30 protein-coding genes, 1 tRNA gene and 2 pseudogenes are annotated in these 24514 nt (G+C 63.1%); 9 read left to right on the top strand and 24 right to left on the bottom strand.

Features of this window, described 5'->3' with window-relative positions; translation table 11 throughout:
• Window positions 1-6: 6 nt before the first annotated feature.
• A complete protein-coding gene (locus tag ACQKLX_RS10085) occupies window positions 7-390 on the bottom strand; it encodes a hypothetical protein (RefSeq protein ID WP_427361448.1) in 384 nt (127 codons plus the stop codon).
• The gene (locus tag ACQKLX_RS10080) at window positions 377-598 is read right to left on the bottom strand and encodes a hypothetical protein (RefSeq protein WP_427361447.1); all 222 of its coding nucleotides are present in this window, start codon (window positions 596-598) and stop codon (window positions 377-379) included. Before ACQKLX_RS10080 ends, ACQKLX_RS10085 begins: the two co-directional genes overlap by 14 nt.
• 58 nt (window positions 599-656) lie before the next feature.
• Between ACQKLX_RS10080 and ACQKLX_RS10075 the strand changes: the two genes are divergently transcribed.
• The gene (locus ACQKLX_RS10075) at window positions 657-911 is read left to right on the top strand and encodes a hypothetical protein (protein ID WP_427361446.1); all 255 of its coding nucleotides are present in this window, start codon (window positions 657-659) and stop codon (window positions 909-911) included.
• Window positions 912-1436: 525 nt separating this feature from the next.
• Here ACQKLX_RS10075 and ACQKLX_RS10070 read toward each other — a convergent pair.
• From ACQKLX_RS10070 to ACQKLX_RS10060, 3 genes are all read right to left on the bottom strand, one after another.
• Window positions 1437-2072, bottom strand: a complete 636-nt coding sequence (locus ACQKLX_RS10070) for a hypothetical protein (protein ID WP_427361445.1) — start codon at window positions 2070-2072, stop codon at window positions 1437-1439.
• Window positions 2036-2761, bottom strand: coding sequence for a TIGR04255 family protein (locus tag ACQKLX_RS10065; protein ID WP_427361444.1), 726 nt, complete (start codon window positions 2759-2761; stop codon window positions 2036-2038). The genes ACQKLX_RS10070 and ACQKLX_RS10065 overlap by 37 nt, the downstream gene beginning before the upstream one ends.
• Before the next feature lie 215 nt (window positions 2762-2976).
• Complete coding sequence (locus tag ACQKLX_RS10060; RefSeq protein ID WP_427361443.1) at window positions 2977-3519, bottom strand: hypothetical protein; 543 nt, start codon at window positions 3517-3519, stop codon at window positions 2977-2979.
• Between the two features lie 2 nt (window positions 3520-3521).
• On the opposite strand from ACQKLX_RS10060, the gene ACQKLX_RS10055 reads away from it, so the two are divergent.
• Window positions 3522-3749, top strand: coding sequence for a hypothetical protein (locus ACQKLX_RS10055; RefSeq protein WP_427361442.1), 228 nt, complete (start codon window positions 3522-3524; stop codon window positions 3747-3749).
• Between the two features lie 260 nt (window positions 3750-4009).
• Here the strand turns inward: ACQKLX_RS10055 and ACQKLX_RS10050 are convergent, their stop codons facing one another.
• Complete coding sequence (locus ACQKLX_RS10050) at window positions 4010-4273, bottom strand: hypothetical protein (protein WP_427361441.1); 264 nt, start codon at window positions 4271-4273, stop codon at window positions 4010-4012.
• Between the two features lie 1171 nt (window positions 4274-5444).
• Window positions 5445-5984 (bottom strand): hypothetical protein, encoded by a 540-nt coding sequence (locus ACQKLX_RS10045; RefSeq protein ID WP_427361440.1) that lies wholly within the window; start codon window positions 5982-5984, stop codon window positions 5445-5447.
• Between the two features lie 391 nt (window positions 5985-6375).
• Here ACQKLX_RS10045 and ACQKLX_RS10040 point away from each other — a divergent pair, with 391 nt between their 5' ends.
• Window positions 6376-6624, top strand: a complete 249-nt coding sequence (locus tag ACQKLX_RS10040; protein WP_427361439.1) for a hypothetical protein — start codon at window positions 6376-6378, stop codon at window positions 6622-6624.
• A gap of 75 nt (window positions 6625-6699) precedes the next feature.
• Entirely contained in the window at window positions 6700-7518 is an 819-nt protein-coding gene (locus ACQKLX_RS10035; RefSeq protein ID WP_427361438.1) for an RNA polymerase sigma factor, read from the top strand.
• 117 nt (window positions 7519-7635) lie between these two features.
• Here ACQKLX_RS10035 and ACQKLX_RS10030 read toward each other — a convergent pair whose 3' ends face one another.
• From ACQKLX_RS10030 to ACQKLX_RS10020, 3 genes are read right to left on the bottom strand one after another with little or no spacing between them, the layout of a single operon-like run.
• Window positions 7636-8271: a hypothetical protein gene (locus ACQKLX_RS10030; protein ID WP_427361437.1), complete on the bottom strand. Its 636-nt coding sequence runs from the start codon at window positions 8269-8271 to the stop codon at window positions 7636-7638.
• Between the two features lie 15 nt (window positions 8272-8286).
• Window positions 8287-8730, bottom strand: a complete 444-nt coding sequence (locus ACQKLX_RS10025) for a hypothetical protein (protein ID WP_427361436.1) — start codon at window positions 8728-8730, stop codon at window positions 8287-8289.
• Window positions 8731-8782: 52 nt separating this feature from the next.
• The gene (locus ACQKLX_RS10020; protein WP_427361435.1) at window positions 8783-9376 is read right to left on the bottom strand and encodes a hypothetical protein; all 594 of its coding nucleotides are present in this window, start codon (window positions 9374-9376) and stop codon (window positions 8783-8785) included.
• Between the two features lie 349 nt (window positions 9377-9725).
• Between ACQKLX_RS10020 and ACQKLX_RS10015 the strand changes: the two genes are divergently transcribed.
• Window positions 9726-10379 (top strand): recombinase family protein, encoded by a 654-nt coding sequence (locus ACQKLX_RS10015; protein WP_427361434.1) that lies wholly within the window; start codon window positions 9726-9728, stop codon window positions 10377-10379.
• 25 nt (window positions 10380-10404) lie between these two features.
• Here ACQKLX_RS10015 and ACQKLX_RS10010 read toward each other — a convergent pair whose 3' ends face one another.
• Both ACQKLX_RS10010 and ACQKLX_RS10005 read right to left on the bottom strand, forming a co-directional pair.
• Window positions 10405-10725 carry a hypothetical protein gene (locus ACQKLX_RS10010; RefSeq protein WP_427361433.1) on the bottom strand — a complete coding sequence of 107 codons (321 nt, stop codon included), beginning with the start codon at window positions 10723-10725 and terminating at the stop codon, window positions 10405-10407.
• 155 nt (window positions 10726-10880) lie between these two features.
• Window positions 10881-11270: a hypothetical protein gene (locus ACQKLX_RS10005; RefSeq protein WP_427361432.1), complete on the bottom strand. Its 390-nt coding sequence runs from the start codon at window positions 11268-11270 to the stop codon at window positions 10881-10883.
• A 313-nt stretch (window positions 11271-11583) separates the two neighbouring features.
• On the opposite strand from ACQKLX_RS10005, the gene ACQKLX_RS10000 reads away from it, so the two are divergent.
• On the top strand, window positions 11584-11943 hold the full coding sequence (locus ACQKLX_RS10000) for a helix-turn-helix domain-containing protein (protein WP_427361431.1): 360 nt from the start codon (window positions 11584-11586) through the stop codon (window positions 11941-11943).
• On the opposite strand, the gene ACQKLX_RS09995 is transcribed toward ACQKLX_RS10000, so the two are convergent.
• The 11 genes and pseudogenes from ACQKLX_RS09995 to ACQKLX_RS09945 form a co-directional block, all read right to left on the bottom strand.
• Complete coding sequence (locus ACQKLX_RS09995) at window positions 11923-12267, bottom strand: hypothetical protein (protein WP_427361430.1); 345 nt, start codon at window positions 12265-12267, stop codon at window positions 11923-11925. The two genes, ACQKLX_RS10000 and ACQKLX_RS09995, sit on opposite strands and share 21 nt — an antisense overlap.
• Window positions 12264-12617 (bottom strand): hypothetical protein, encoded by a 354-nt coding sequence (locus ACQKLX_RS09990; RefSeq protein ID WP_427361688.1) that lies wholly within the window; start codon window positions 12615-12617, stop codon window positions 12264-12266. Before ACQKLX_RS09990 ends, ACQKLX_RS09995 begins: the two co-directional genes overlap by 4 nt.
• 141 nt (window positions 12618-12758) lie before the next feature.
• Window positions 12759-12953 (bottom strand): annotated as a pseudogene (locus ACQKLX_RS09985) (HGGxSTG domain-containing protein); the annotation flags it as partial.
• A 238-nt stretch (window positions 12954-13191) separates the two neighbouring features.
• Window positions 13192-15726, bottom strand: a complete 2535-nt coding sequence (locus tag ACQKLX_RS09980) for a DUF3987 domain-containing protein (RefSeq protein WP_427361429.1) — start codon at window positions 15724-15726, stop codon at window positions 13192-13194.
• 524 nt (window positions 15727-16250) lie between these two features.
• Window positions 16251-16961, bottom strand: coding sequence for a hypothetical protein (locus ACQKLX_RS09975; RefSeq protein ID WP_427361428.1), 711 nt, complete (start codon window positions 16959-16961; stop codon window positions 16251-16253).
• Between the two features lie 136 nt (window positions 16962-17097).
• Window positions 17098-17310: a helix-turn-helix domain-containing protein gene (locus tag ACQKLX_RS09970; protein WP_427361427.1), complete on the bottom strand. Its 213-nt coding sequence runs from the start codon at window positions 17308-17310 to the stop codon at window positions 17098-17100.
• Window positions 17311-17672: 362 nt separating this feature from the next.
• Window positions 17673-17763: transfer RNA gene (locus ACQKLX_RS09965), tRNA-Ser, on the bottom strand.
• Between the two features lie 95 nt (window positions 17764-17858).
• Entirely contained in the window at window positions 17859-18056 is a 198-nt protein-coding gene (locus ACQKLX_RS09960) for a hypothetical protein (protein WP_427361426.1), read from the bottom strand.
• Between the two features lie 155 nt (window positions 18057-18211).
• Complete coding sequence (locus ACQKLX_RS09955; RefSeq protein WP_427361425.1) at window positions 18212-19324, bottom strand: branched-chain amino acid ABC transporter substrate-binding protein; 1113 nt, start codon at window positions 19322-19324, stop codon at window positions 18212-18214.
• Window positions 19325-19484: 160 nt separating this feature from the next.
• On the bottom strand, window positions 19485-20321 hold the full coding sequence (locus tag ACQKLX_RS09950; protein WP_427361424.1) for a DUF2182 domain-containing protein: 837 nt from the start codon (window positions 20319-20321) through the stop codon (window positions 19485-19487).
• Complete coding sequence (locus ACQKLX_RS09945; RefSeq protein WP_427361423.1) at window positions 20309-21100, bottom strand: DUF899 domain-containing protein; 792 nt, start codon at window positions 21098-21100, stop codon at window positions 20309-20311. Before ACQKLX_RS09945 ends, ACQKLX_RS09950 begins: the two co-directional genes overlap by 13 nt.
• A gap of 124 nt (window positions 21101-21224) precedes the next feature.
• On the opposite strand from ACQKLX_RS09945, the gene ACQKLX_RS09940 reads away from it, so the two are divergent.
• Together ACQKLX_RS09940 and ACQKLX_RS09935 are read left to right on the top strand one after the other, a co-directional pair.
• On the top strand, window positions 21225-22445 hold the full coding sequence (locus ACQKLX_RS09940) for a helix-turn-helix domain-containing protein (protein WP_427361422.1): 1221 nt from the start codon (window positions 21225-21227) through the stop codon (window positions 22443-22445).
• Between the two features lie 38 nt (window positions 22446-22483).
• Complete coding sequence (locus ACQKLX_RS09935) at window positions 22484-23107, top strand: Vgb family protein (RefSeq protein WP_427361421.1); 624 nt, start codon at window positions 22484-22486, stop codon at window positions 23105-23107.
• 17 nt (window positions 23108-23124) lie between these two features.
• Here ACQKLX_RS09935 and ACQKLX_RS09930 read toward each other — a convergent pair whose 3' ends face one another.
• Entirely contained in the window at window positions 23125-23556 is a 432-nt protein-coding gene (locus ACQKLX_RS09930; RefSeq protein ID WP_427361420.1) for a hypothetical protein, read from the bottom strand.
• A gap of 215 nt (window positions 23557-23771) precedes the next feature.
• Between ACQKLX_RS09930 and ACQKLX_RS09925 the strand changes: the two are divergent.
• Window positions 23772-24514, top strand: a pseudogene (locus ACQKLX_RS09925) (hypothetical protein); the annotation flags it as partial.

Here is a 24514-nt window from a genome sequence, read left to right as displayed (position 1 = left end):
AGCTTCTCAGCCTCCGACAACGCGGCGACGGTCATTCCGGGCGGGTTTCTCTGCAAGCTGCTCATCCTTTCCTCCTTCGATTAGAGTGAGGCCAGATATGCTCGGCGGCAGGTCCGGCGGGATGTTGGTGCCGAGATCGGGACAGTAACCGCCGCACGGGTCCGGGCGATGCGCGAGCCTGCCATTGCGCTTGGCCGGCCGGTGCGGACAGCTCGCATGAAAGCGTTCGACCAGTTTGGCGATGGTTTCCGCTGCCCCGAACTTCTCCGCCAACCGCGCCAGCCGGGCATCGCCATAGCGCCGGCAGCGGGTGCAGCGGAACCGGACGATGATCCAAGGATAGTGCTCAAGCGTCGTCTCCGGATGCGGGGTTTCATCACGGCTCGTCATCGACTGAGAGCGGCCTGGCGCCCTCCGAAAACAACCCGCGGAGAAAGCCCTTCGAGGATGCGCGATCACCGTCACGCGCGAGCTCGTCCAGATCCAGCAGCAACGCCCGTATCAACGCGCGCTCACTGCCATGCTCCGCGATCAGATCATCGATCTCGGCTTCCAGTTCCGTCATTGGCGACGTGTCCGGCAATGGCACGGCTGACATGGCTTGCGTCCTCTGAATGAGAACATTATGAGAACAAACCATAGCAGGGAGTCAAGCCATGGCAACCGTCGACACATTCTTCCTCCAGCCCTTCAAGACCCATCGGAAGCGACTGGTGCCGGGCCAGCGCGTGCCGGCAAAGACGAAATATCACGCCCTGAACGAGGGCGAGCGCCTGGGCCGCACCGCGGAAGGCGTCGCCGTCATCCATGTCACCGCGGATGACGAGACCGGCGAGGTCAGCGCGCTCGACGTCCTCGCCCGCCACGGCGCGATCCCCGAGGAATTCGAGGAGCAGATCAGGGCGCTTTGACCGCGACCGCGCCACGGCCGGATTTTCGATTGTTGGCCTATCGAGGGCGCTATCCGATCGGCATCATCTTCAGACACCGGAAGTGGTCTTTCATTGATCTGCCGCTAAGGGTGCATTTCGGCCCAAGCGTCCTCGGCCAGCAATTCTAGCAGACCGTCGTCGTCCGTGCTTATCTGGCGAACAGCAGCATGGCAGGAAAATCCGGGCTGGGGCTCGTGGACAATTCTGACCTTTTGTCCTGATCCTGCGCACGTCTCACGAATTCGCCTGACGTTACCTATCGCAAACCTGTCGTTTTTCTTAACTTCTCTTGCGTTCCTAAACGATTGGATCGTGGCCGCGATATCCGATGCTTTCGAGCCAGTGCCGTGGTATTCGACCCACGCGGCAGACAATGACGCCTCTTTGTCTCTGAGACGAAATGCAACGCCAAGGAACCCGATGACCTTTAGGTTCTCGTCGCGACGAAAGCGACTGGGCGTAACGTGTCTGGCGATATGGTCTGAATCCGGAAGCGGAACGACCTTAGCCAAACCACACCTCTGGTTCGTACGGCTGTAGGTATCGAAGGAGAAGACGCGCCGGTGCCTGGCCGGCAGCGCTGACCCGCTCCTCACCGACATATTTGATCACCGTGTAGCGCAATTTATCCTGCGCCAGGCACTCAACGGTTAGCCGATCTTTTCCTTTGGTCCAGGCAGCGACAATATTGCCCTCGGCCGTGACACCTAATCCGGGGCGACGGCTGAGTTTATTAAAAACAACCGCGCGGAGAAAGGTACGAAAAGAATCCAGCCTCGGAAGCTTATCGGAAAGATGCCAATTGTCGTGATCTAGCAGGCAATCGAGCTGCCCGAACATACCTGTTCGCCATGCTGTTTCGAGGTGCATGGAAAGCTGGGAAGCCTGAACTTTAAGTGAAACCAGGCGATCGAATACGGCCTCTTCGTCGGAAGGCTTCGAAGGAACTTCAATTCGGCTTCGGGGTGATACAGCCGGGTCGACCCAAGCAGTGCCCTGATCGACCGAGCGGAACCGCGTCTGCGCCGCCAGAGCGGTATCAACTAGCGATGCCGTCCCATCGGACACGGGCGAAATACGCGGCTTGCTCAGAGGCAGAGTGATCAGCTGATCAGCTGCCGCGTGCTGTCCGTGATGCATGCCTCAAAAATCTCGTTCTTTGATTCGCGGACCAGATCCAAGAAGCTCCATATTTGGTCATCCGCCTGCGGAACGTCAACGCGAAAGCGGTACATGTCGCAGTCGAGCAGAACGGAAATATGGTCGATCAGAACAGGTTCTACCGTAGCGGTCGTTAAGGTCACGCTAATTCTATTAGTGGAATGGGTTGACAGAACCTGCGCGTGCCATCCCAACGGAGGTGCATCTAGGATTTCCAGATTTCTAGGTAGAAATCTAAAATAATCCTGAGGATCTATATGTTCTTTCCCGTCAAATGGAATATCTATCCTGTTTATGTATCTAACACCTATCCTTTCTATCGATTTATGGCCAATTACTTTTCGCCATCTACTGTATTGATCTCTAACAAATGCTATATAATCGTCCCACCCGCAGTACGGAGCATTCCTAGAAACGACAAGAGATTTCCGAAGTTGTTGGATTACGTACCGTCCGTCGGCGGATGTGTACTTATGTCCAATAGGATTCTGCAAAATCTCGGATGTGACGCCGACGCGAACGGAAATTTCGGCCAGATCGTCGGACTTCCAATTGCCTTTTTTGAAGCGCGCGCCGAGCCTACTCAGCTCGCGGTCAGTCAATGCTTCCGAAAGCCGAAACTCAACCGTGGCTTCCGTAATTGGCGCCTTAGCGTACCCCTGGGCCAATAGATGCCTCCTCTGTCACCGCAGATTGCGATGGTCGTGATCACCCTACAAGCGACGCTCTGCAAGCCAAAAGTGCTGACGCGGTTGGAGATCAGCCGGCGCGCTTTGTGAGAAGCGGCCGCGTAACGATGCCGAGAGCGAGAGCAGCCGCACGGCGCCTCCGATATGCATCGCGCCATTGAAAACGGCGCTCGACTTCGTCATCGATCGCTTGCTCAGGCTGACACCTGACGCGGCGCCAGTCTCCTCCCGAGCCACCACCCGAAGCGTTGTGCCAGCATAGCCAATGCGATCGCGTAGCCGATGATCGCGACCATCCAGCCCACTGCGCTCACGCTTAAGGCGCCGAGCACCAGAGCTCCACGGCCAAGCACCTTCAGGATTGCGCGCGTCGTCACGCCTTTGGCCTGGCTGAGCTTCGCGGCCTTTCCGATATCACCGGCGTCGTCGGCCAGCGTCAGCACCTGACGAAGGCCGCGCTGTCCGGTGCGGCTGTAGAACACCCCGGCATCCTGGCCGAGCGTGGTGAACCGAGCCAGGGAGGCGGGCTTGATGATCCTGCCCGCGTTGGCGCGCGCTGCCGCGAGGTTCAGCCGCGACGCGGCTGCCAGATTGGCATTGAGGGCTGGACCGTCGATGGCGCCCGCGGCCGCCCGCGTCAGGTTCGCAGTTAGAGCGGGCGACAGCACTTTCGCCTTGCTCGCCGCTTTCACCGCGCTCAGGCCGTTTCGCGCCGGCAGGGCGCCACCGATACTCACCCATGTCGCGGATGATCGGAGAGAGCGATCGGATCGTCCGCCGCGGCAACCATCTGCCAGTGCTGAAAGCCAAGAGGCAGGACAAGAATTCCGGCTGCGGCAAGGCCGAGCCCAAGGATGGGCAAAATGCGCTTCATGCCGATGCGACGCTCCGAACCACTCCTGCCCGGAAAACCGCGCGCCTGCGATGTATCAGGCGATTCAGGCGGGATTTGAGCAACGGCCGATGAAGCGGCTTCCGTTCGGTGAAACGAAAAAGCCCGCCGCTTGGAAAGCGACGGGCCTCTGACTTCAGTCAGGACTAGGCGGCTCCGGCAATCGCCGGGAAACTGGCTTTGCCCTCCTGTCGGTGCGGCCGGTACATCCGCGGCGACGCATCCAACTGGAGAGCAGGCAGGCATCCAAGGATGCCGCGCGGACAACGAAATGGGTTGGCCCTTGGTTCCCTGCAAGTGTCGCGACGGGAAGCGGGCGCGTGATCTCCCTTCCTTCAATTCGTATAGCGGCCTCGACGCGCGGGCGCCGACTGAACGGTTTCGGCTTCGATCGCCGTCTGCAGCCGCCGATGCGCTTCGGCGAACGGCAGATCACCGCCGACGAGAACGCGCCGGCCGGATCTGAGCTCGGCGTAAAGTTCGAAGCCGTCGCCCGGGCGTTCTTGGGCGATGCCATAGCTCGCCACTTCCAGGTCTTCGCGTTCTGCGGCGTCTCGCGCTTCGCGGCGCGCAGCCAAATCGATGATGGTCGCGGTCATCTATGCATTCCCTTCGTAAGGGATCGCTTTCTAGGGCGATCGGTTCCGGGGCCTAGAAAGCCGGCATAGGCGGCCCTTCGCGCCTTTAGGCTGATGCCCTGGACATGCGCGCGAAGACCCCGGAAGGGGAAGCAGCTACGTCGGAGATTTCTAGGCTCTAATTACTAACGAACACATAAGAATATTGTATGTCAAACTGGCAAATCAAAGCATACATGCGACATTCAACCGACATACACTTTCGGAGTCGGTTGCTTGTTTTACAAATTTGCTTCTAGAATTGTTGCCATGACGGATTGCAAGACGCTTTTTATATCCATGGTGCAGACGATGGCTTTCGGCGCGATTGGGCCGGGCTCACATTCAAGCGCCGAATTTCGAACTCTGGCACTCCAGCTCGTGACGACTGTCGCCGGTGAGGCGGTCGTGAACATTCCGGCTGGCATGTCACTCGCAACGGCAGCTCGTGAGCTAGTGACCGCTTACATGCCCGAATTTGCGGAAGCGCGAGCGGCCAAACACTACCACCACCCAGAGTGGCTACCCGCACTCGAGCTCCATGAGCTCGGCGAAACGGAAGAGCAAGTCGACGGACAATGGCGTCCGGTAAATTCGCGATGGGAGGGGCTGCCCGGCGACAAGAGCGGCGAACTCGACATTATGGCTGCGCTACGGGAACGGCCGGCGCAGCGATGTAGAGAGCTCGCTCTGAAGGTCGGTCTGTCCGAAAACTGCGTCAGAAGGCACCTTCGCGCCCTAAAAGGAAACGATTGCGTCAAGGATCACGGGCGTCCGGCCCGATGGTCTCTTGCTTGGGCCCTCGTCGTGGATTTAACGCGCCTTCCAAAGAGGCAGGTCTTGCCGACAGCTCTGACTGCGGCCCAGATCACGGCTCGGCAAAGCCGCATCGGAACGGGGCCGGGAAACAGCCGTCGCGGCCAACCCCGAACCTCGAGCAAGAAGAAACGGCCGGCGCGACCGCTGAGTAAAGCGATCGAGAATGCGGTACGGGGAGCTCTGCAGACATCGCCGCTCCTGCGGTGCCATGAGCTCGCCGCTGCAATTTTAGTCTCAGAGCCGTCCGCCAGGAAATATCTGCGCGAATTGGAGCTCCGCGGCGTCGTCGAGAAAGACGGCGGGCGCCCGATGCGATGGTCGCTAACCGCGGCGGCTAGGGCTGGACGTTCGGCGCCTGGATGATCTGGCGCAACAGAGCGTCGGTGAACGGCGTCTCACCCCCTCGCGCCGCGATGGCTCGCATCTGATCGACGCTGTCCGGCGCCAGGAAGAGATCAGCCAGTCTATTCGCACCGCGGCCATACCATGCCCATCGGACAGCATCGCCTGCAATGCGCGGCAAGGCGGTGCCGACCGTCGAGACGCCACCAAGCGCCACCGGCACGGCGCCGAGGTCATCGGCGATCTGGCGATTGAATTCTGTGGCGCTGCTTTGCGGCCTTCGCATGCCGGTGGCCCGCAGAATGTCGACCATGTCGTCCACTGCGGGCCCGGCAGTGGCGCCGTTCGGCAGGGCGCCGACGACGCCGCGCAGATTGGCTTCCTGCTGCGGCGTGCCGGCGATGTCCTTGGCGAAGCGAGCGCCGCCGTACTGGTTCTCGCCGCCGACGAGCCGGCCCGCGCTCTGATCGAACTGATCGGCCAGGCGCTGACGCGAGATGCCGGCGGCGAGCTCGGGATCGCGCGACGACATGCGCATGATCGTGTCGACGAACTCGGCGTCGCCACCGCCAGCGGGCGCGGCGGCAGCACCGCACGCGACGCCGCGGCGACCTGGCCGAGCGGCCCGGCAGCTACAGTCTGAACAATGTCGCGGCTCAAATCCGTGTACGCCTGCTTGCCTGCGACGAAGTTGGGGCTGTGCTGCTCCATGAGCTCGTCGATCTGCGCAATGCTGGCGTTCATCGCTTCGGGCGGGGCGGTGTCGACATTCGCCCAGGTATAGCCCGGATCGACGGCCGCGGTGGGCGGCCGGAGCGCCCATGGAAAAATCCTGAAAGAAAAGTCCAAATTCTACGGCCAGCCGGATCATCAGGTCAGAAAGGCAGCGGGAACCTCTCACACGCCCGCTGAAGGTGACCCCAATGACGAAACTTCAGATCGCCGCACTGGCCGTCCTGGCGCTCAATAGCACAGCGCTCGCGCAGGACGAAACCACGGTCAGCGGGTCGGTGACGGTTCAGACCGACACCGGAAAGGTCAGCTTTGATGCCGGGGCCAGCCACACCCAAAACCGGGGCAACACCCAAACAACCGTTCGGGTCAACACGGACGGCAAGAGTGTGACCATGTCCGGCAGCCAGACCACAAACTCGGGCGGGCGGTCACGCTGAGGCGATCGAGGCCGCCCTAGGGCGGCCTCATTTCACCATTTCAAGAAACCTACTGTTCTGAAAGCGATGCAGACAATGAACATTGTTCTGAAAGCTCTCGTTACCTTCGCGCTGCTATTCGGTGCCGGCGCAACAGCCAAATCGCCCGAAGCCGTCGACCCCTGCCAGGATATGGTCGTGAAGGCTCGCAGCTTCGACCGTTCCGCGCTTTTGAGATTCAGCTTTGAGAAGATTGATGACGCCTTGCAGGACGCGACAATATCGCTGCTAGCGAAATGCCGGAAGGACGGGTTCGCGTCGATCGCAGATCCCAAGGCGTGGTTATTCACCGCTACGCAACGCAACCTTTACAAGCAGTGGAATGTTGAAAAGGCGCGCACCCTTCGCGAGGCCGAGTTCGCGCGGCGACAGGAAACATTTGCCATTCCTGTACCGGCGATGGCGCCAGACGCGGCTAGCAGGCTGCTGAAAGAGGCCGGGAGGCTTTCTCGAACCCTGAGCGAGGGGCAACTTCTGACGTTGCAGGATCGTCTTTTGACTTCGCGCACCGCGGAAGAAATTGCCGCAGATCGCGGCGATCCTCTAACCACCATCCAGGGGCAAATACGCGACAGCAAGGACGCTTTTGCTGGCGTCGTGAAGCGATTGGGACCAGAGCTTGGCGACAGCGCAACCGCGAACTTCGAGGTTCACCCGGAGATTGGCGCTATCATCGGCGTCCTGGTCGTTGGCCTGGCTCTCTACATCTTGTATCGGATCGGCGAGCCACCGGGGGCGAGCAACTGGCGAGATTTCGAGAAGGCCGCCGCTGCTGCAGCTCAGCAGGCGCAAGAGCATGCGCAGGCTCGCCGGGTGGCCGCCCGGCCTGCATTGACCGCTCGCCCCGTGCGTTAACTAGTGGCGGCCTCCTTCGCAGCGGGTGTCAGAGAATGACACGGGGCGAGTTTCAATATTGTTCCGCGCAACCGGCCGGGTCACATGACCTCTTTGATTGTACGCGATTCCAAAACGTCACTTCACCTGAACAGAGCTCGACGGAGTGCCGAAGAGGCCGGTGTTGTACCTCGCCTTGTAGTTCGGCTCGCCGCTCGCGTTGACGCCCGACATGGATTCAGCGCGCTCCTGCGCCGCCTGCTGGCCGAGCCCGGTCGTGAACGCGGCGAAGAGCTGCGAGAGCGGGTTGAAGGTCTGCGGTGCGGAAAGGGCCGTGGCCCGGTTAATCGCGGAGTTCGCGGCGCCCTGAGCATCGCCGGTGACGTTCAGCGTCTGCACCAGATCACTGCGTGCGCCTTCGACCGCAGCACGCGATTCATTCTCGTGGTTCAGCCCTTGGTCGGCGATGTTCTGCTTGTTCGTGTCGTAGAGCTTCTGCAACTCGCCGACTTTCTCAGCGCGCGTCGAGCTGTCCAGCAGCCCCGACCGATCGAGTGAGTAGGTCAGCTCCTTCTGCGCATCAGCATACTGATCCTCCAACTGAGGCGTCGCGTATGCCGTATAGGCGTCGCGGCGGCCCTTGAAGAAAGCGTCGTTGAAATTGCCGTCGAAGATGTTGGCGATGCGATCGGTGCCGGCGCGAATACGGCCTTGACGTTCGTTCTCTTCGAAACGCGCGATGTTAGACTCGCGCTTGCTCGTTTTCATGCCCATGGCGAGGTCCTCCCCTCAATGAATTGCCCGGGGCGCGGGTGCACCCAGATGCGTTCTGATCTTCGTGGCCTGGGCCTTAAGCACGTCGCCGCGGGCGGCCATGCCTGCCTGCAGGTGGACGATCTCCAGCCGGTTCGCTGCGATCGTGACCGCGTCGAAGCAATCGAGGTGCAGATCGGGCGGCAAGGCCGGTGCGTCCTCTCCCCATTGACCGACCAGCATGGCGCCGGCTGCCAGGATGAGCGTCGCGTCTTCCGCGCCATCTGGCAGGCAGCTTTCCAGCTGCGGTCGAAGGTCAAGCAGCAGGTTCGCGATCTCGTCGCGACGCGCGACGGAGATAAGTCGCCGCTCCGCTTTGCCGGCTATATGCAGGACAGTGCGGAAAGCGCGCAGAAGGTGTTGGCACGACGCGGCCTCACGCGAAGCAGCCAGCAGGCGAAAGCCGACGGCCTGCGTCATGCTGTCGACCTCGGCACTTCCGACGTCCTTAGTGAGACTTGGCGTCCCGACCTCAGCCATTGACGTCGCCTCGAGTGTCGGCCCCATCGGGCGGGATGAACTGAGGCACGTGCTCCAGCGCATCGCGAATGATGGCCGCTGTCTGGCGCCTCAATCGCTCCTGAGCTTCGGCCTGGCGTTTCGCCGCCCGCTCCCGGAGCTCCTCCCCGATCGACATGCTGTGGCAGTCGTTCCGGAAGATCCGGGCGTAAAGATTGATATCGCGAGCGGCGCCCGGAGACAGGTGCTTCAACGCCGCGGAGTCGCCACCCCATCGAGCGATCTGCAGACCCATTGCCCACATCCCGGTACGGATGCCCTCGCGGCTGTAGATCGCGGGCAATAGACGCATCGCAGCCAGTTCGGCACGCAGGGCTGCATCTTTCAGCGCCTGGGCCTGTCCCGGCGAGATGGCCGACGCTGGTCCCCTCGCCAGCGATGCGAGCGCTTCGCTCAGCGCCCAGGCAACATGCTGTCCGCGGCCAGCTTGTTCAAGCAGACCGATGATGAACGCGACCCTGTGGCCAACAGCGATTTCCTCCGAGCTCGGAGGGTCGGCCTCAAAGCCGAAATCGGGGTCGTCCGCGCTGATCTGGTTCGTCGTCATGTTCGGCCCAAACGGCGTGATGACGGGACGCTAGCGGCGGAAAATGCGCGGATACAGAGACAAAATTCGGCGAGTTTTCGCGCAAAGTGGCCGACAGAATGTCCGAAAGTTGGTGGGGGCGAAAATTGGTAGCGGCGCCCGACGAGGCTTTCGCGAATGCGTTTGGACTACCCCGGGAGGGTGCCCCCGGCTGCCGGGCAGCCGGCCAGTGCATCATGGATCGTCCGCAGGGGTATACCGCTGCGGACACGGCGTGGAGGTGCAAAGAGGGCGTCCGCAAGGGTTGACATTGATCAACGGACATTATCTTATACGGACATAACCTTAACGGACTACAGAAGGCGATGCCATGCAGACTGTGCTCTACGCCCGCGTTTCGACAATCGATCAGACGATCGCCCATCAACAGGCGCAGGCCGAAGCCGCCGGTTTCAAGTTCGATCGGGTCGTGGCCGATCATGGCGTCTCAGGCGTCAGCACACGACTCGTTGACCGCCCCGAGGGCCAGAGGCTGTTCGACATTCTGCGCGCCGGCGACGTGCTAGTCGTGCGTTGGGTCGACCGCCTCGGCCGGAATTATGCCGACGTGACGGACACTATCCGCGAGCTCATGCGGCGCGGGGTGATCGTGCGGACCATAATCAACGGAATGACGTTCGACGGAGCGACTAGCGACCCCATTCAGCAGGCTGTTAGAGACGCGCTGATCGGATTCATGGCGGCCACGGCCCAGGCTCAGGCCGAAGCGTCCAAAGCCGCCCAGGCAGCTGGGATCGAGCACGCGAAAGCCCAGGACGGCAAACGCTACCTCGGACGCAAACCTAGCTACACGCGGCGACAGTTCGAAACGGCGCAGGATCTGTTGGCCCAGGGCAACGGCGTTAGTTTAATCGCAAAATCTACCGGTCTCAGCAGACAGACGGTCTATCGTCTCAAGGACGACCCCGCAGCCGCCGAGTTTGCCTTGGCCGAGTGGGAGTTGGCTGGACGGCTTTCCGCCTAGATTGTCCTGGGAGTCGGCGTCCAGCTTACCTTGAGCAAGGATAGGCTCGACGCAGGCCGTCTATCGCCGCGGTAACGATTGTGGTGGGCTCGTGGGGGCCTTTGAGCGCCGCCGATGCGGCCGCCCAAGCTTCTGCGCTCGTCACCATCACGCCAGGCTTGCAGAACAGCGCTTTCTCGCCGCCGGCAATAAGCTGGACGTTGGCGTTATTCAGTGTCAGCGCAACGGTCCCGATGAACACGGCCCGATCTCTTTCGGTGCCCGCGGACGGCCGCAGCTCTTCGGCCTGGCAGAATGGCGCCCACAACACAAACATTGCTGCGGTGACCAAGGCGCGCATATTCATCTCTCCGTCGTAAGGTCGGCAGTGCCGAACCTCGCATTCATTTGGAGCAGCGGCAAAGGGCTCTGGCGCGCGCAGCTGCGCTAAACTGAGGAAAAGCACATGAAAACGGCGCCCGAGGGCGCCGTGTTGCCAATCTTGTATAGGAAGCCAGCGTCTCACTCGGCAGCTTCAAGCTCAGAATTTGCCGCTTCGGCGTCCAAATAGTCTTCGTACAGATCGATGACCTTGTCGGCGAACTCGCCGCCGAGATCACAAAGCGCGAGATCGTACTTACCGTCGGACCGAGCCCACAGACGAGCTTCCGGCGCCCCCACTACAGGAACGGGCTCTGCGTTAGGGTCGAATCCTACAGGGTCCACTTTGAGCGCTGCGATTTTCGCCGCCTCACTCGCCGCAAAATCGGCAACGTCAGTCGTACACATCAGACCGAAAGCTATCATCTCGTCGCGAAATCGTTCCCTTTTCCTTGGCGAGATGCTTGGGTTGTTCAGATCCTCAGCGATCCGTTGAAACATCGACAGTTCCTGATCGTAAACGTTGCTCATGGCTGTAGCTCCACTGCCGCGTTCTAGGCGGCGATTGATCACCCGGAGCTAGAACACCGGCTACGTCGGCCTCAGCGTCTTTAGGCTCACACCCTGGACATACACGCCGAGACTCCGGGCATATCAAGTAAGCCCATTACCTATATCGCGCCGGTGCGCTAACTTCCACGAGAAAATTACGCTGTGGTAAACGACATCGTCAAGAAATATCTTGTCCGTCCTGCCCATCTATACAAAACGGTCTAAACGGACAAACAGGACACTACTCATATTTACTTGCGAATCACAAATTACTCGGTCAATCTTTCGTTGAATGTTGGATTTTTTGGCACGGGAGGTTCACATGATGATGACGGAGCGTGAGGTCGCGGCCTACCTGCGGTGTTCGACCAAGAAGGTCCAACGCCTGCGTTTGGACGGGCGGCTAGCCTATATACCCGGGCGGCCGCCCCTAATCGATCGAGACGATCTGCTTGCCTATATCGCTGACGAAACGCGTTCTGCGAATGCGGCCGAGGCGCCTACATCGGAGATTGTGGAAGCGAGAAGGCTAGCAGCGGAGAAAGCCTCGTTTGCAGCGGCTGCGATACGCGCGCGGGAGGCCTGGCTCCAGATGAAGCTGGGAAACGTAAAGCGGCGCCCTAACCGACCATCAGTCAAAGACGGAGACTGAGGCGGAGGCCGATTTTCGTCCGGCCATCCCCTGGCGCATGGCTGCGGCCTGGGCTTCCAGCTTGGTCGTGTGCGCCCGCAGTTCGTCGCCGGTCATCTCGTGCAGCTCCTTACTGGCGCCTTCGTCTCCGGCGCCGCCCAGATATCCGGCAATATCCGCGATCCACCTGGCGGCCGTGACACGTGCGCCTGCTGGCGTTTTTGGATCGCGTACCATCGCAAGCGCTGCGTCGTAGGCTGCCCGGATGCCAACCGTCCGGACGTGCTTTAGGAAGTCATCATCGTCGACTTCGACGAGCTCAGCGTCTGTGATGTGGTCGGTCATGCGAACACTCCAATAGGATCGGAGGAGATCTCTGGATCAGCCTCCGAATTTCCAAAAGCATTTGGTACGCAATCTGGAAGCTGAGGAGGATCATCCGGCGGCTGCGCGCGGGCTTCCATCTCGGCAAGGTCGGCCCTCATTGCTGCTGCAGTTTCCTCAAGCTGGCGCACGCGTTCCCGCAGTGCGATCGACTCGGGAGACAAGGGTGGTTCCTCGCTCGGCTCCGGAAAGATGCCCAACACGGCCCGGTTCTGTTGGCGCAGGATCTTTTCGCGACGCCTGGCCGCTGCGCTGCCCGGCTGGTGCGTTCGATGCCAGCGCTCATGTTTCGCTCGCTCTTCAGGCGTCATGGCCGCGATCCGGGCCGCTCGCTGGGCCTCCCGCCGCTCTCGATCTTTCAGTTTTCGGTGGAGCTTCTCGTTCGCGCCAGGCGAATTCGGATCTGGCCATCGGACCACGTGCCAGTTGTCGGCGGCGGGGGTCGTGCCACCATGAATCCGACAGCGGCCGTTCTTCATTGCGAGGTTGCGGCAGGGCTCCCCATCGCGCTTCGCCGCTCCGCAGAGCGGCTCGGACTTGGCACGGTGGTTTTGCTTGCGTGCTGCAGCGCGGGCAATCTCGCGGAACTCTGCTGAGCGCTGCCAAGTCGTCGGACCGTTGGCCTGGGGTCTTCTCCGCCGGCTCATTTCGCGCCAAGGCCCCGTGACGTAATGCACCGGCTCGGCATCGTCGGCCTACCCCATTGCACCGTGCCACTAGAGATTTGCGGAAACTGCGGCTTGTGTGCGCGCGAAGACAGCGAAAGCTGCCAATCCCCGGGCTTAATATAAGAAGAAGGAAGAAGAATGATTCTACCTCTCGCACACGCAAGCCGCAGTTTCCGCAAATCAGCGATTTCGGGATACGGAATGGCCGGGCCAACGCTCATTTTGCAGCTCCTCCGGACACATTGTCCGTATCCGTCCAATTTCGGCGCAGCTCCGATGCTTCCCGAATACGCTCTCGGCGGGCCGCTCGCTCCGAAGCCTCCCGCTTCGCACGCTCGCTAAACCGCTCACGGACGAGGGGATTGATGATCCAGCGTGCCGGGCCATCGCTGTCCCGTCCCGTGCTCAGGCACCACCCGGCCTCTTCCAGCTCGCGCATGACCGCCTGCAGAAGCCTCCGGTTTTCATCGCCACGCAGGTTCTTCCTCGCGTCGTAGATTGTGCGACGGTTCAATTCGTTGAGCTCGGGCTTGGTGAGGAGGTAACCGGCGATTTCCCTGGCTTCGCTCGCCGCGGCCGCGGCGCCGAAGAATTCCTCGTAAAAGCGCAAGCCGTGCCGGATTGAGAGCCTGGCGAAGTTTGAGGCCCGCGTGACCGTCTCCGGGTCGATCCGCATCTCGGGAAATACCTCGCCGAATGCAGCGAGCATTTCGACCGCATGGAAGCACAGCGTGAGGCGCGCCAGGATTTTCTCCCATTTCTCGACATGGCCGCGCCAAGCTGAGGAGGCGCCAGGGAGCTCAGCCTGCGTCTTGATAATGCCAGTGGAGGCGCGAAAGACGGCCTGCGCCTCAGGCGTCATCCGCAGGATGTGGCATCCGGCAGGCGCTGACGCCAATCCTCGGACAAGGCGCCTGTAGGCCTCCTGAGCCTCGCGATCGGGAGCCTCATCGGCGCCAGTGCGCCGAGATCCGTCGTGACGGAAAAACAGGAAGCGTTGGAGCATCCCGTCGGCGCCTAGGTCGCTAGTTAGCTTCGCGATTTTCTCTGGTTGGGTTCCGGCCAGCAGGCTCATGAGTGCGCAGTCAGCCCGGACCGGAGCAGACGAGACGCGATCGACGGTGATGCTTCCGCCGTCAAAGAAGCGCAGCATTTGTCCGCGGTCAGCAGACCCATCTTTCTTGTAGGCGCCCAACGCGCCGAGCAGGGACACCAATTCATCCGGTGCTCGCAGGATGCCACGGGGGTTGTCGGCGTGGATTTTGATCTGCTTCTCGAGCGTGACGTCGTCGACGACCGCGCGACGGATTGAAGGCTCGGGCAGAGGAATGCCGCCGGGTGGCTTGCGCTTCGTCTCAAGCCATCGCGCGTGCCGTGGCATATCGACCTGTGCCCAATCGCGATCCTGATCCCGCAGTGGTCGAAGCGCTTCAGAGATGATGGGCGACTTGCCACTACCAGGTTCGCCGACAAGGCAGATCCACAAGCTTGCGGGCTCCGTCCACTCGGTATCGTGCTGGCGCACCTGAATTCGAAGTGAGTTTCCAATAGCCGCGGAAACAGCTCCCACGGCGCAAGCAGCCGCAAAGGCTTCCGGTACGCCTTTTCGCCTCGCCTCGCTCGCGATCCAAGGAAGCACGGCGCTCGGTACGGAGTTTGACGGTAGCCTGCCTAGTTCCGCGGGCGAGGCGTCGCCAAAAATGTCGATCGGCTCCGGCAAGTGGCCAGCCGGAACAGTGCCACCAGATGTTTCAGGAAAGAGCGGTGCGTCGCTACCTTGCGAATCCAGCCAGAGCTCGGCCTTGATCGCGCTGCCGGTTGACGAGTGCTTGGCAGCCAGATCGAGCAAGTAACCGGCACCCACGGCAAAGGGGGGATTGACCGACCCGAACACGCGTGCGGCGTCCTCTTCCGGCTCCAACAGATCGGTGCGCTCGCTGAACTCTTCGAAGATGCGCAGCCCGGTCTCGTAGTCGTCCGGTAGGGCCGCGCGTAGTGCAGCCGCGATCTTGACCCAGCCGTCGTAGTCGAAGAGTGCGTGCTTGTTCGGGATGGCGGCAACCGCCCGTTCTATCAGGGCAGCATCACCACGCAGCCCGGTCTGGTCGACCTTGTCGCGGTCCACGCTGGCTGCGCTATCACTGCCGACGGGCGGCAAGAGCGACCGGACACGTCCCCTGAACGTGTCCAACGTCCCCTGATCGACCAAGGACAGCTTATCGAACGAGGGGCGCCCTCGAGGCCACTGGTAGGGCTTCCCCGTCTTGGCGTGGACACCGTCGATCACGAGCTGCTTGGGCATCTCGATCTGTTCGATCGCGCCACTAGCCCCAAGGAAACGGACCTTGGGGAATTTCAGTTCACCCACGCCCCGGTACAGCAAGGCGCGCTTCGGTGCCTGGCCGATGCGAACCGGTGCCGGTCCCAGCATCTCGATTGCGATCCGTTCGATCTGTTCGGCTTGTGCGAGATCCATGGCGTCGATGTCGATCGTCACGACCTCACCGCAGCGCAGACCCACGGACGCCCCGCAGGCGCCCCAGGCGTCGAGCGCCTCGTCGTCGGCCTGGATGGTTGACCAGCCCTTCAGCGTACCCCACAGGCCGCCGTCCCAAGGGATGCCGGGCTGCTTGCCGATGGAGTTGGCGGGCGCCTTAGAGTAATGCGATTTCGGATGCAGAGCCGCGCCGGGCGGAACGATCGGGATCAGCTCGCGGTAGCCGGCATCGTGCCATTCGCGGAAGGGATTCACCTTCGCAGCTACTCGGACGGCTCTAGCGTCCGGCGCCTTCGCGTCAGTTGAGAGCTTATGCGGGGAAACCAAATCACCGAACTGTCGAGACTGGACAACTGATCCGGTGACGGGTATATTATGAGAGTTCATTTGACATGCCTTTCGGGCCGGCGCGTGGTCAAGACGCAGCCGGCCCTTCTATTTCAGGTATTGTCGACTACGAGCCTCAGATGCGGTCTTTTCTTCTGCCGCGGCTTGGAGAACGCTTGGCCAAGTCGCTGGCGCTTGATCGTGAAAAGGAGACGGTCAAAGCTATCGGCGGTAACCGACAGCGGGCGCGAATTGGAGACGAGTTCAAGGCGGCCGCCTTTTGCGCAGGCGTAAGCCCAACCGTAGCTTCGGCCTGCACGCTCAGCGGCAACGGTAAGCAGCAACGACGACGCGCCGCTTTGGGTAGGTCCGGTTGAGATCATCACCGCCCCTCTATTCCGTGCGAGAGGACGATCCTGCCCGACCAGGTTGCGCGGAAACAGGGGAGCGCCTTACGGGGCATTTTCGCGGACGCCATGTTGGGCACGGCGGCTGCGCTTCCAGGGACGCTCGCGCTCGATTTCGTCAAGCAGCTTCGCCGTACCGACCCCGGCGAGATTCAGCACGGCGACGTTCAACTCCCGAGCTCGTGTTGCGCTCCGCAGACCCGTCACGACCCGCCGCACCACATCGGCGAGCACGCCGGGGCCTAGATACTCCTCGGTTTTGGCGAACAGCGCCGTGTCGGATGCACCTGGCCACCGAATTTGCATTAGCGTGAACGCGCCGAAGACGATGTTCTTGATGCTCTCGTCTGGCTTCGGACGCCCCTTTTTGCCGGGTTTCTGGGGGTGTGCGGCGCGGTCTTGTGCCTGGAGGAACGACGCCAGTTCATCGATGACGATTTCGAGCCATTGCGGCCGCGGCGCCGGCGGCATCCCGAGACGTTCCAACCCCGGGATCAGCACATAATCCCGATACTTGGCGAACGGCAGTGTCCAGATGCGAGGATCGTCATGGATTTGCAAAGCCACGGAGAGGCGGCGGCCGTCAGAGTCCAGAGCTTGCCAATAGGCTTCATCGTCGGCGGGGGTTGGCCGGAGATGAGTCGCCAGAAACTTCAGCCTGGAGCCCGCCGGCGGATCAGTGAGCGGGCTCGGCCCGAGCATGATGCCTGCGCGAGGGTTGGGCTTCTTTGCATGCGCTGGTTCAGGAAGGGCCATCGTCAGGCACCCCACGACGCGCGAGCACGCTCGACACGAGCGGCAACTGCCACGCTGCCGCGCTTTGACGGCGTCCGGGTTTCCGCAGTTTCGAGCAAGGCAATCAGGCTGGCAGTGTACATCGTGCCGCCCCGCTTCAGTCAAAGACGGAACGAGCGGACGACTGAGTCGCGGGCTTTAGGCCGAGCAGTGCATCCGCGTCTGCGCGTCTGAACAGCACGCGGCCGCCCACTCTCACGGGCGTGATCTCATTTGATTTGATCATCCGATAGATCGTCGTTCGGGAGAGGCTGAGATAAGTCTGCAGTCCCTTGACGGTGAATGCGGCAGGTCGACTGTCAGTATCCATCGCAGAATCCCTCAATATCAACTTTCTTGATAGAGATTCAACAATGGACCATCCCGTGTCAAGTAGGCACTGCTATAGATTTTTCTGAAAATAAAATCGGACAACTTGTCCGTCTTGTTATCTAATCAGACACCGATCGGCCGGACAAATTGTCCGACCCTAGCGCGAAGACGTATCGATAGAGCCTTCACCACGTCGAAAACGCTGACTACACAGCGATTTATTTTGTGATACAGAATTTTGACGGGGTTCGTCCGCCGCCGGCGCTGTAGCGCTCAGCAAGGCTTAGGGTGAAACTTAGGGTTCCGCTAGAAGCGCGCGACAGAAAATCGAATAATATCAGCTACTTACGTGAAAAAGAGTGGCGGAGACGGAGGGATTCGAACCCTCGATACCCTTGTGGGGTATGCTCATTTAGCAAACGAGTGCCTTCAGCCTCTCGGCCACGTCTCCGTTGGAAGGCTCTATGCCCGATCGCGACCCGCTTTGACAAGCCGTCAGAACGCGCGATCGACAGGCATCGGGCAAATCGTCCCGATCAGGCCGCCTCAATGGCCGCCGGCACGGTCGATACACTCGATCCACGCCATTGCCTCATCCAGTGTCGCGAAGATCGGGCCCGGCATCCGCGCATCCTCGGCCTCGCTGAGGCCGAAGCGGATGCCATAGCCGTCCGCTTCCCGCCGAATCGCGATCAGGGACGGCTTAGCGAGAGGCTCGGCAGCGAAGGCTTCAGTGACTGGCATTTGCGGGCAGTTCCAGTTCGGTCGCCGGACTGAACGACCCGGCGCCTGAACGGTTCCCGAACGGCGCGTTCAGGTGAGTGGCCCAGCGCTAAGCGTCACGAATAAGGGCCTGCGGCATGCCGCAGGCCCTCCCCTCGCCTTGAGAGGCGCGTTCGTCAGTCGGCAGCGACGATCTTGCCGGCTTCCCACTTGTACATGGAGAAGCTCGGCGAGCTCAGGTCGCCGGTCTTGCCATAGGTCAGCGTGCCGATCGCGGTCTTGACCTCGAGACCGGCCTTCAAGGCCTTGGCGACCGCATCGGCCTTGGCGTCCTTGCCGGCCTTCTCGATGCCGGCCTTCAGCACCTCGACGGCGGCATAGGCGTTGAGCGTGAAGGCCTCCGGCGGGATGCCCTTCTCCTTCAGCACCGCCACCGCCTCGGCCGAGGCCGGGTTCTTCAGCGCGTCGGTCGCGTTGGTGAAGAGCGTGCCGGCCGCGGTGTCGCCGCCGATCGCCCAGAGTTCGGTGTTAGAGAGGCCCTCGCCGCCGATGATCGTCGCATTGACGCCGGCATCGTGCAGCTGGCGGGCGAGCAGGCCGCCTTCCGGGTGATAGCCGCCGAAATAGATCAGCTCGGCGCCGCCCGACTTCAGCCGGGTGATCACCGCCGCGAGATCCTTGTCGCCCGGGTTCACGGTGAGATAGGCGACCTCGGTGATACCGCCGGCATTGATGCCCTTCTTGAAGGAATCGGCGAGGCCTTTGCCATAGGTGCCCTTGTCGTGGACGATGGCGACCTTCTTGCCCTTCAGGTTCTTCAGCACATAGCTGGCGGCGACTTCGGCCTGCTGGTCGTCGCGGCCGCAGGTGCGGAAGACGTTGGAAAGGCCGCGGCTGGTCAAGGCCGGCGAGGTCGCGGTCGGCGTCACCATCAGCACGCCGCTCTCGGCGAAGACGTCGGAAGCGGCCATGGCGACGCCGGAGGTCACCGGGCCCACGACGAAGCGGACCTTGTCGCCGACCAGGAGGTTGGCGGCCGAGACGCCCTGCTTGGGATCGCCGGCATCGTCGGCGAGCTTCAGGACGACCTTCTCGCCGCCGATGCCGCCCTTCTTGTTGATCGCGTCGACGGCGGCCTGGGCGCCGTTCTTGACCTGGTCGCCATAGGCGGCGACGGCGCCGGTCAGCGGCGCGAGCAGGCCGATGGTGATGTCGGCGCGCGCCGGCGCACCTGCGAGCACTGCCGTGGCGAAGGCCGCTCCCATCAGGAATCGGGCTTTGAGCGTCATGTGCGTCTCCTCGTAGATCATACAATCTTTGCGTGCGACCCAATCCGCGGGTCGCCTGCGACCTGTATAGGCCAGAGCGAGGCGCCGCGGCACTGCGTGGCGCGTTTCTGTGCAGATGCAAAAATGCATGGCAGGCATGGCGGCCGCACTCCGACGCGGCTCAGAGCAGCCAGAATGCCTGCGTCAGCTGGACAACGCCCGCCCCCAGCATCAGGCTGCCGGAGGCGCCGGCGATGCGTTCGCCGGCCGAGCCAAGCCGCTCGGCGGTGATCGCCAACGCGACGACGGCCATGGCGCGCAGGTCCATCACGCCGCCGACGAGCAGCAGCACGGTCAGCCCGGCACAGGAGGCGCAACAGGCGAGGCCGAGCCGAAGCCCATGCCCGGCCGCGGCTGCCGAGCCGACGCCGCGTGAGTTCACCTGTCGGCACTGGCCGAGCAACGCCAGCTTCCAGCGCGACATCTGAAAGAGGCCGGCCGCGATGATCGCGAGGCCCGTGGCGAACGGTACGGCACGGGCCAGCTGAGGCCAGCGCAGCGCGGCTTCGAGCAGCGTCGCACCGCCGATGAAGACCACCAGGCCGAATGCGGTCCAGACCATGAAATAGAAGAGGCCGGCCAGAGCGGTGAACAGAGCCGGCCGGGCGTCGCCGGCTATCGCGGCATCCTCGTGTATCCTGCGGAGCACAGGCGTCAGCGAAGGCAGCATCATCGCCATCATCATCGTGGCCCACATGCCGAGGAAGGCCCCGATGGCAGCGGCCCAGGAGCCGCCGCAGAGTGGCGTCCAGGCCGTCGACATCGACCAGCCACCGGCCATCGGCACCTCGCCCATATCGGCCATGGCGCGGCAGATCAGGATGGTCGCGCTCGCGCTGGCGATGAACAGCAGGATGCAGACGGCGCGAAAGACGCGGCCTGCATCGGCGACGGAGACGCCGGATGGAATATCCGGCGCTCCGCGATCAGCATGCGCCCTGGCGCTCAGGCACAGCATGACTGGACCTTGCCGGCTGCCGGCGCCTCATAGGCGTCGCGCAGACGCCACCAGGGCCCGGTCGGCTCGTTGCGTCCCTTCGGCGCGCGGTCGAGCCAGGGATACATGCTCCAGATCGCGTCCATGCCGCGGGCATAGCTGGAGTAGGTGTGATAGATCGCGCCGTCCTCGCGGATGAAGGCGCTCACCCCTGGCCGCTCGCGCATGTAACCACCCGGAGTCGTGCCGCTCTGCACGGCGAGCCCGGAGACGACGCCGTTGCTGCTCCAGTCCATCTGCGGCTCGCGCTGGAAATTGTAGTCGACCGCGCCCCGCCGCTCCTGCTCCTCGGTGAAGGAGGCGCTGAAGTCGAAGTTGAAATCGCTCGTCGCCGAAGAGGCCCAGGGAAAGCTCCAGCCCATACGCCGCTTGAAGGCGACGAGCTTGTCGAGCGAGGCCAGCGACACCGCCGCCAGCGTTACGTCATGGTTGGCGAGATGGACATGGATGCCGTTGAAGCCGTCGGCGATCAGCGAGCAGGACGGGCAGCCGGCGGAGAAATCCGGGCCGAACATGAAGTGGTAGACCAGCAGCTGCGAGCGCCCGGCGAAGAGATCGGCGAGACCAACCTCGCCCGCCTCGGTGACGAAGCGGTAATCCTTGTCGATCTTGACCCAGGGCAGAGCCTGGCGCTGCCGCGCCACGGCATCGCTCTGATGCGTCAATGCCTTCTCGGCCGCGAGCAAGTCCAGCCGGGCCTTGAGCCACTCCTCGCGCGTTCCAGTGAGGTGAGCCGTCATGATGCTTGCTCCTGTCATCGGTTGACATTCGCCGCTCGCCGTTTCGCGATGCGGCGTCGGAAACAGGGGTAGGCTTGGGGCGACCGGGAGCGGGAGTGACAAGTTTGGCGGGATTTCGGGCGGCATGGATTCGCTGATCACGGCAGCCGGGAGAGCATTGGCGGCGGGCGATCCGTTCGGCGCGCTCAACCGCGTCGCGCTGCGCGAGGATGCGCCGGCGCTGGCGCTGCGCGGCATCGCCATGGCGCAGCTCGGCGACCTCGCCAGAGCGAAGGTCCTGCTCAAGCGCGCCGGCCAGGGTTTTGGCGTGAAGCAGCCGGTGGCGCGGGCGCGCTGCATCCTCGCCGAGGCCGAGATCGCTCTGGTCTCGCGCGATTTGTCCTGGCCGGTGAAGGCGCTCGATGCGGCGCGCACGACGCTGGAGGCCCATGGCGACCGGCTCAACGCCGCCCATGCCCGCACGATCGAGCTGCGCCGGCTGCTGCTGATCGGCCGGCTAGGCGAGGCCGAGCGATTGCTCGCCGGCTTCGACGGGAAGCCGTTGCCGCCGGCGCTGGAGGCGGCGCGGGCGCTCGCCATCGGCGGCATCGCCTTGCGCCGGCTGCAGGCAGAGCCTGCCCGGGCGGCTTTCGCGAAAGCGAAAGAGGCGGCAGGGCGCGCCCGCATTCCCGCGCTCGCGGTGGAGGTCGACGCGGCAGCTAAGGTGCTGGCAGCGCCGGCAGCGCGATTGATCAACCGAGGCGCGGAACGCCCGCTGATGCTGGGCGAGGTCGCGGCGCTGCTCGGCTCCGGCGCCTTCGTCGTCGATGCCTGCCGCAATATGGTGCGAGAGGCCGGCACCGCCGTGCCGCTGGCGACGCGGCCCGTGCTGTTTTCGCTCGCGCGCACGCTCGCCGAAGCCTGGCCGGCGGATGCCTCGCGCGAGGAACTGCTGAAGCGCGCCTTCCGGGCGAAGGAGGCCGATGAGTCGCATCGCGCCCGCCTGCGGGTCGAGATCGGGCGGCTGCGCGCCGAACTGCACGGGATCGCGGAGATCAACGCGACCCAGCGCGGCTTTGCCCTGAAGCCGCACCGGGCGCGCGAGGTCGCGGTGCTGGCGCAGCCGCTGGAGGAGGCGCATGCCGACGTGCTCGCCCTGCTGGCCGATGGCGAGGCCTGGTCGAGCTCGGCGCTGGCGCTGGCGCTCGGCACCAGCCAGCGCAACATGCAGCGCGCGCTCGAGGCGCTGGCCGCGGCCGGCAAGATCCAGTCCTTCGGCCAGGCGCGGGCGCGGCGCTGGCTGACGCCGCCGGTGCCCGGTTTCCCGACAGCCTTGTTACTCCCGGCTCCGCTGCCGGATGGCTAGACCCTGTGTCGGTCCAACCGAACAGAGGAGATCATCCCATGACCAGGACAGCCACGATCATCCGTGAATACGGCCCCTTCCCCGGCGTCGAGGCCGTGCATGGCGTCAGCTATGACGGCAAGAACGTCTGGTTCGCCTCGGGCGACAAGCTCAACGCGCTCGATCCGGAGAGCGGCGACACCATGCGCAGCCTCGACGTCCCCGCCCATGCCGGCACCGCCTTCGACGGTAAGCACCTCTACCAGATCGCCGAGGACCGCATCCAGAAGGTCGATCCGGACACCGGAAAGGTGCTCTCGACCATTCCCGCGCCGGCCGGCGGTGCCGATTCCGGCCTCGCCTGGGCCGAAGGCACGCTCTGGGTCGGGCATTATCGCGAGCGCCAGATCCACCAGATCGATCCCGAGACCGGCAAGGTATTGCGCACGCTGCAGTCGAACCGCTTCGTCACCGGCGTGACCTGGAGCGATGGGGAGCTCTGGCATGCGACCTGGGAGGACGAGGAGAGCGAGCTCCGCCAGGTCGATCCCGAAAGCGGCAAGGTGCTGAACAGCGTGCACATGCCGCAAGGCGTCTTCGTCTCAGGGCTCGAGGCCGGCGGCGACCGCTTCTATTGCGGCGGCGGCAAGAGCGGCTTGGTCAGGGCCGTGGCCCGGCGCTGACGGCCTAGCCGACCGCATCAGCGGGCGACCCGCCCGCGCAGCCGCGTCCCGTTCGGCAGGCGGCAGGAGCAGGCCGCCCCGGGCCGGGCCCGGCTCGGGGCCGCGCAGGCCCGGCGCGGGGTCTTGCAATAGGCGACAACGGCTCGCCGGGGCGAGGGATCATCGACCGCCCCGTAGCGTGGCATGTAGATCGGATTCTGCGAGCGCGGCGCGCCGCGCGGCGTGCCGCCATAGTCGACCGGCGGGCCGGCGCCGGGCAGGCCGCCCGGGCCCGGCGCATGCAGCCTGATATCGGGCTGATGATCGAAGATCGAGGGCGGCCCGAGGCCCTGGCGCGGGCCACCCGGCGCCAGCGGGGCATTGCCCGGCGTACCGATCTGGGCGAGCGTCGGGAGTGCAAACAACGATACGGCCAGCGCCGCCAGCGCGCATTTCCAGCATGTCATCATCGCCGGCCTCCGTTCCCAGCGCCAAGCCGAGCAATAGCCCGATCGGGTTAATACGCGCGACCTAGGCCCTTCACTTGAATAGAACAAGATCAACTCAGACCAATGCGCTACTGATCAAGTAGTCGGCATGGCCATCCTCCGAGTATATCCTCGACCGTGCCGAAGTAAAATTTTGCACTGGGCGGCCGATAGACCTCTCAGTCGGGAGGGATGTCATGCGACATTTGAACGGCAAGATCCTCATTGCAGGACTTTTCGTCACCACATCAACCTTTGCTTACGCCCAGGCGATCAGCCCCTGGCCAGAGTATCATGAGGGCTTCAAGATCGACGGCACTCCGACACCGCAGCCGCATAGCGCCTGCGAACGCAAGCTCATCAGAAACAGCTGGCTGTGGGAATGCAATCCGGCGGCGCGCGGCAACCCGTTCCGCCACAACGCAGTAGCGCCGTCCGGAGCGGGACCCACGATGGCGGACGCCGGCGGGGTACGCTACTACAACGCCCTGTCCGCGAACGGCCGCAGAACGCGGGCGCCGAGCCGCGACTGCGTGATCGTGCAGTATGAGCGCGACCTGCTCTGGACCTGCCCGCCGCTGACGACCGCTTCGATCGGCAGCCCGGCACCGGCGCCTCAGGGCGCAGCGGCCGGCAACATCCAATACTACAGCGCGGTTTCGTCCAATGGCAGGCGCACGCGCGCTCCCAACTCCGCATGCACACTGGTCCAGCAGGACGGCAATCAACTCTGGGCCTGCCCGCCACAGACGACGGGAGCCTTGTCGTCTGGAGGGCCGAGTAGCGATGCGAGCTTCGGAGGCAATGGCCGCAACGGCAGCGACGGCTCCAGCGGCGGAGATGGGAACTCCGGCAGCGGCGGATCGGGCGGCGGTTCGGCAAGCAACTCTGGCGGCAGCGGCGGCGTCAGCAGCAGGTCGAAGCGCTCGTGGAACTGCGC

It is taken from the genome of Allobosea sp. NPDC003192, from assembly GCF_050275675.1.
In the GTDB taxonomy this organism is placed as follows: domain Bacteria; phylum Pseudomonadota; class Alphaproteobacteria; order Rhizobiales; family Beijerinckiaceae; genus Allobosea.
This window is presented reverse-complemented; position numbering and strand designations above follow the sequence as displayed.

What these genes read in the sequence shown, in the direction of transcription:
- ACQKLX_RS10075 (WP_427361446.1), top strand. Translation starts at nt 657, where the DNA reads ATGGCAACCGTCGACACATTCTTCCTCCAGCCCTTCAAGACCCATCGG.
- ACQKLX_RS10050 (WP_427361441.1), bottom strand. Translation starts at nt 4,273, where the DNA reads ATGACCGCGACCATCATCGATTTGGCTGCGCGCCGCGAAGCGCGAGAC.
- ACQKLX_RS09955 (WP_427361425.1), bottom strand. Translation starts at nt 19,324, where the DNA reads ATGACGCTCAAAGCCCGATTCCTGATGGGAGCGGCCTTCGCCACGGCA.
- ACQKLX_RS09970 (WP_427361427.1), bottom strand. Translation starts at nt 17,310, where the DNA reads ATGGATACTGACAGTCGACCTGCCGCATTCACCGTCAAGGGACTGCAG.
- ACQKLX_RS10055 (WP_427361442.1), top strand. Translation starts at nt 3,522, where the DNA reads ATGTCGCGGATGATCGGAGAGAGCGATCGGATCGTCCGCCGCGGCAAC.
- ACQKLX_RS10010 (WP_427361433.1), bottom strand. Translation starts at nt 10,725, where the DNA reads ATGAATATGCGCGCCTTGGTCACCGCAGCAATGTTTGTGTTGTGGGCG.
- ACQKLX_RS09945 (WP_427361423.1), bottom strand. Translation starts at nt 21,100, where the DNA reads ATGACGGCTCACCTCACTGGAACGCGCGAGGAGTGGCTCAAGGCCCGG.
- ACQKLX_RS10000 (WP_427361431.1), top strand. Translation starts at nt 11,584, where the DNA reads ATGTTGGATTTTTTGGCACGGGAGGTTCACATGATGATGACGGAGCGT.
- ACQKLX_RS09940 (WP_427361422.1), top strand. Translation starts at nt 21,225, where the DNA reads ATGGATTCGCTGATCACGGCAGCCGGGAGAGCATTGGCGGCGGGCGAT.
- ACQKLX_RS10005 (WP_427361432.1), bottom strand. Translation starts at nt 11,270, where the DNA reads ATGAGCAACGTTTACGATCAGGAACTGTCGATGTTTCAACGGATCGCT.
- ACQKLX_RS09960 (WP_427361426.1), bottom strand. Translation starts at nt 18,056, where the DNA reads ATGCCAGTCACTGAAGCCTTCGCTGCCGAGCCTCTCGCTAAGCCGTCC.
- ACQKLX_RS10020 (WP_427361435.1), bottom strand. Translation starts at nt 9,376, where the DNA reads ATGACGACGAACCAGATCAGCGCGGACGACCCCGATTTCGGCTTTGAG.
- ACQKLX_RS09935 (WP_427361421.1), top strand. Translation starts at nt 22,484, where the DNA reads ATGACCAGGACAGCCACGATCATCCGTGAATACGGCCCCTTCCCCGGC.
- ACQKLX_RS10030 (WP_427361437.1), bottom strand. Translation starts at nt 8,271, where the DNA reads ATGGGCATGAAAACGAGCAAGCGCGAGTCTAACATCGCGCGTTTCGAA.
- ACQKLX_RS09990 (WP_427361688.1), bottom strand. Translation starts at nt 12,617, where the DNA reads ATGACGCCTGAAGAGCGAGCGAAACATGAGCGCTGGCATCGAACGCAC.
- ACQKLX_RS10025 (WP_427361436.1), bottom strand. Translation starts at nt 8,730, where the DNA reads ATGACGCAGGCCGTCGGCTTTCGCCTGCTGGCTGCTTCGCGTGAGGCC.
- ACQKLX_RS10080 (WP_427361447.1), bottom strand. Translation starts at nt 598, where the DNA reads ATGTCAGCCGTGCCATTGCCGGACACGTCGCCAATGACGGAACTGGAA.
- ACQKLX_RS10035 (WP_427361438.1), top strand. Translation starts at nt 6,700, where the DNA reads ATGAACATTGTTCTGAAAGCTCTCGTTACCTTCGCGCTGCTATTCGGT.
- ACQKLX_RS10040 (WP_427361439.1), top strand. Translation starts at nt 6,376, where the DNA reads ATGACGAAACTTCAGATCGCCGCACTGGCCGTCCTGGCGCTCAATAGC.
- ACQKLX_RS09930 (WP_427361420.1), bottom strand. Translation starts at nt 23,556, where the DNA reads ATGATGACATGCTGGAAATGCGCGCTGGCGGCGCTGGCCGTATCGTTG.
- ACQKLX_RS10015 (WP_427361434.1), top strand. Translation starts at nt 9,726, where the DNA reads ATGCAGACTGTGCTCTACGCCCGCGTTTCGACAATCGATCAGACGATC.
- ACQKLX_RS09975 (WP_427361428.1), bottom strand. Translation starts at nt 16,961, where the DNA reads ATGGCCCTTCCTGAACCAGCGCATGCAAAGAAGCCCAACCCTCGCGCA.
- ACQKLX_RS10045 (WP_427361440.1), bottom strand. Translation starts at nt 5,984, where the DNA reads ATGTCGTCGCGCGATCCCGAGCTCGCCGCCGGCATCTCGCGTCAGCGC.
- ACQKLX_RS09950 (WP_427361424.1), bottom strand. Translation starts at nt 20,321, where the DNA reads ATGCTGTGCCTGAGCGCCAGGGCGCATGCTGATCGCGGAGCGCCGGAT.
- ACQKLX_RS09995 (WP_427361430.1), bottom strand. Translation starts at nt 12,267, where the DNA reads ATGACCGACCACATCACAGACGCTGAGCTCGTCGAAGTCGACGATGAT.
- ACQKLX_RS10070 (WP_427361445.1), bottom strand. Translation starts at nt 2,072, where the DNA reads ATGCATCACGGACAGCACGCGGCAGCTGATCAGCTGATCACTCTGCCT.
- ACQKLX_RS10085 (WP_427361448.1), bottom strand. Translation starts at nt 390, where the DNA reads ATGACGAGCCGTGATGAAACCCCGCATCCGGAGACGACGCTTGAGCAC.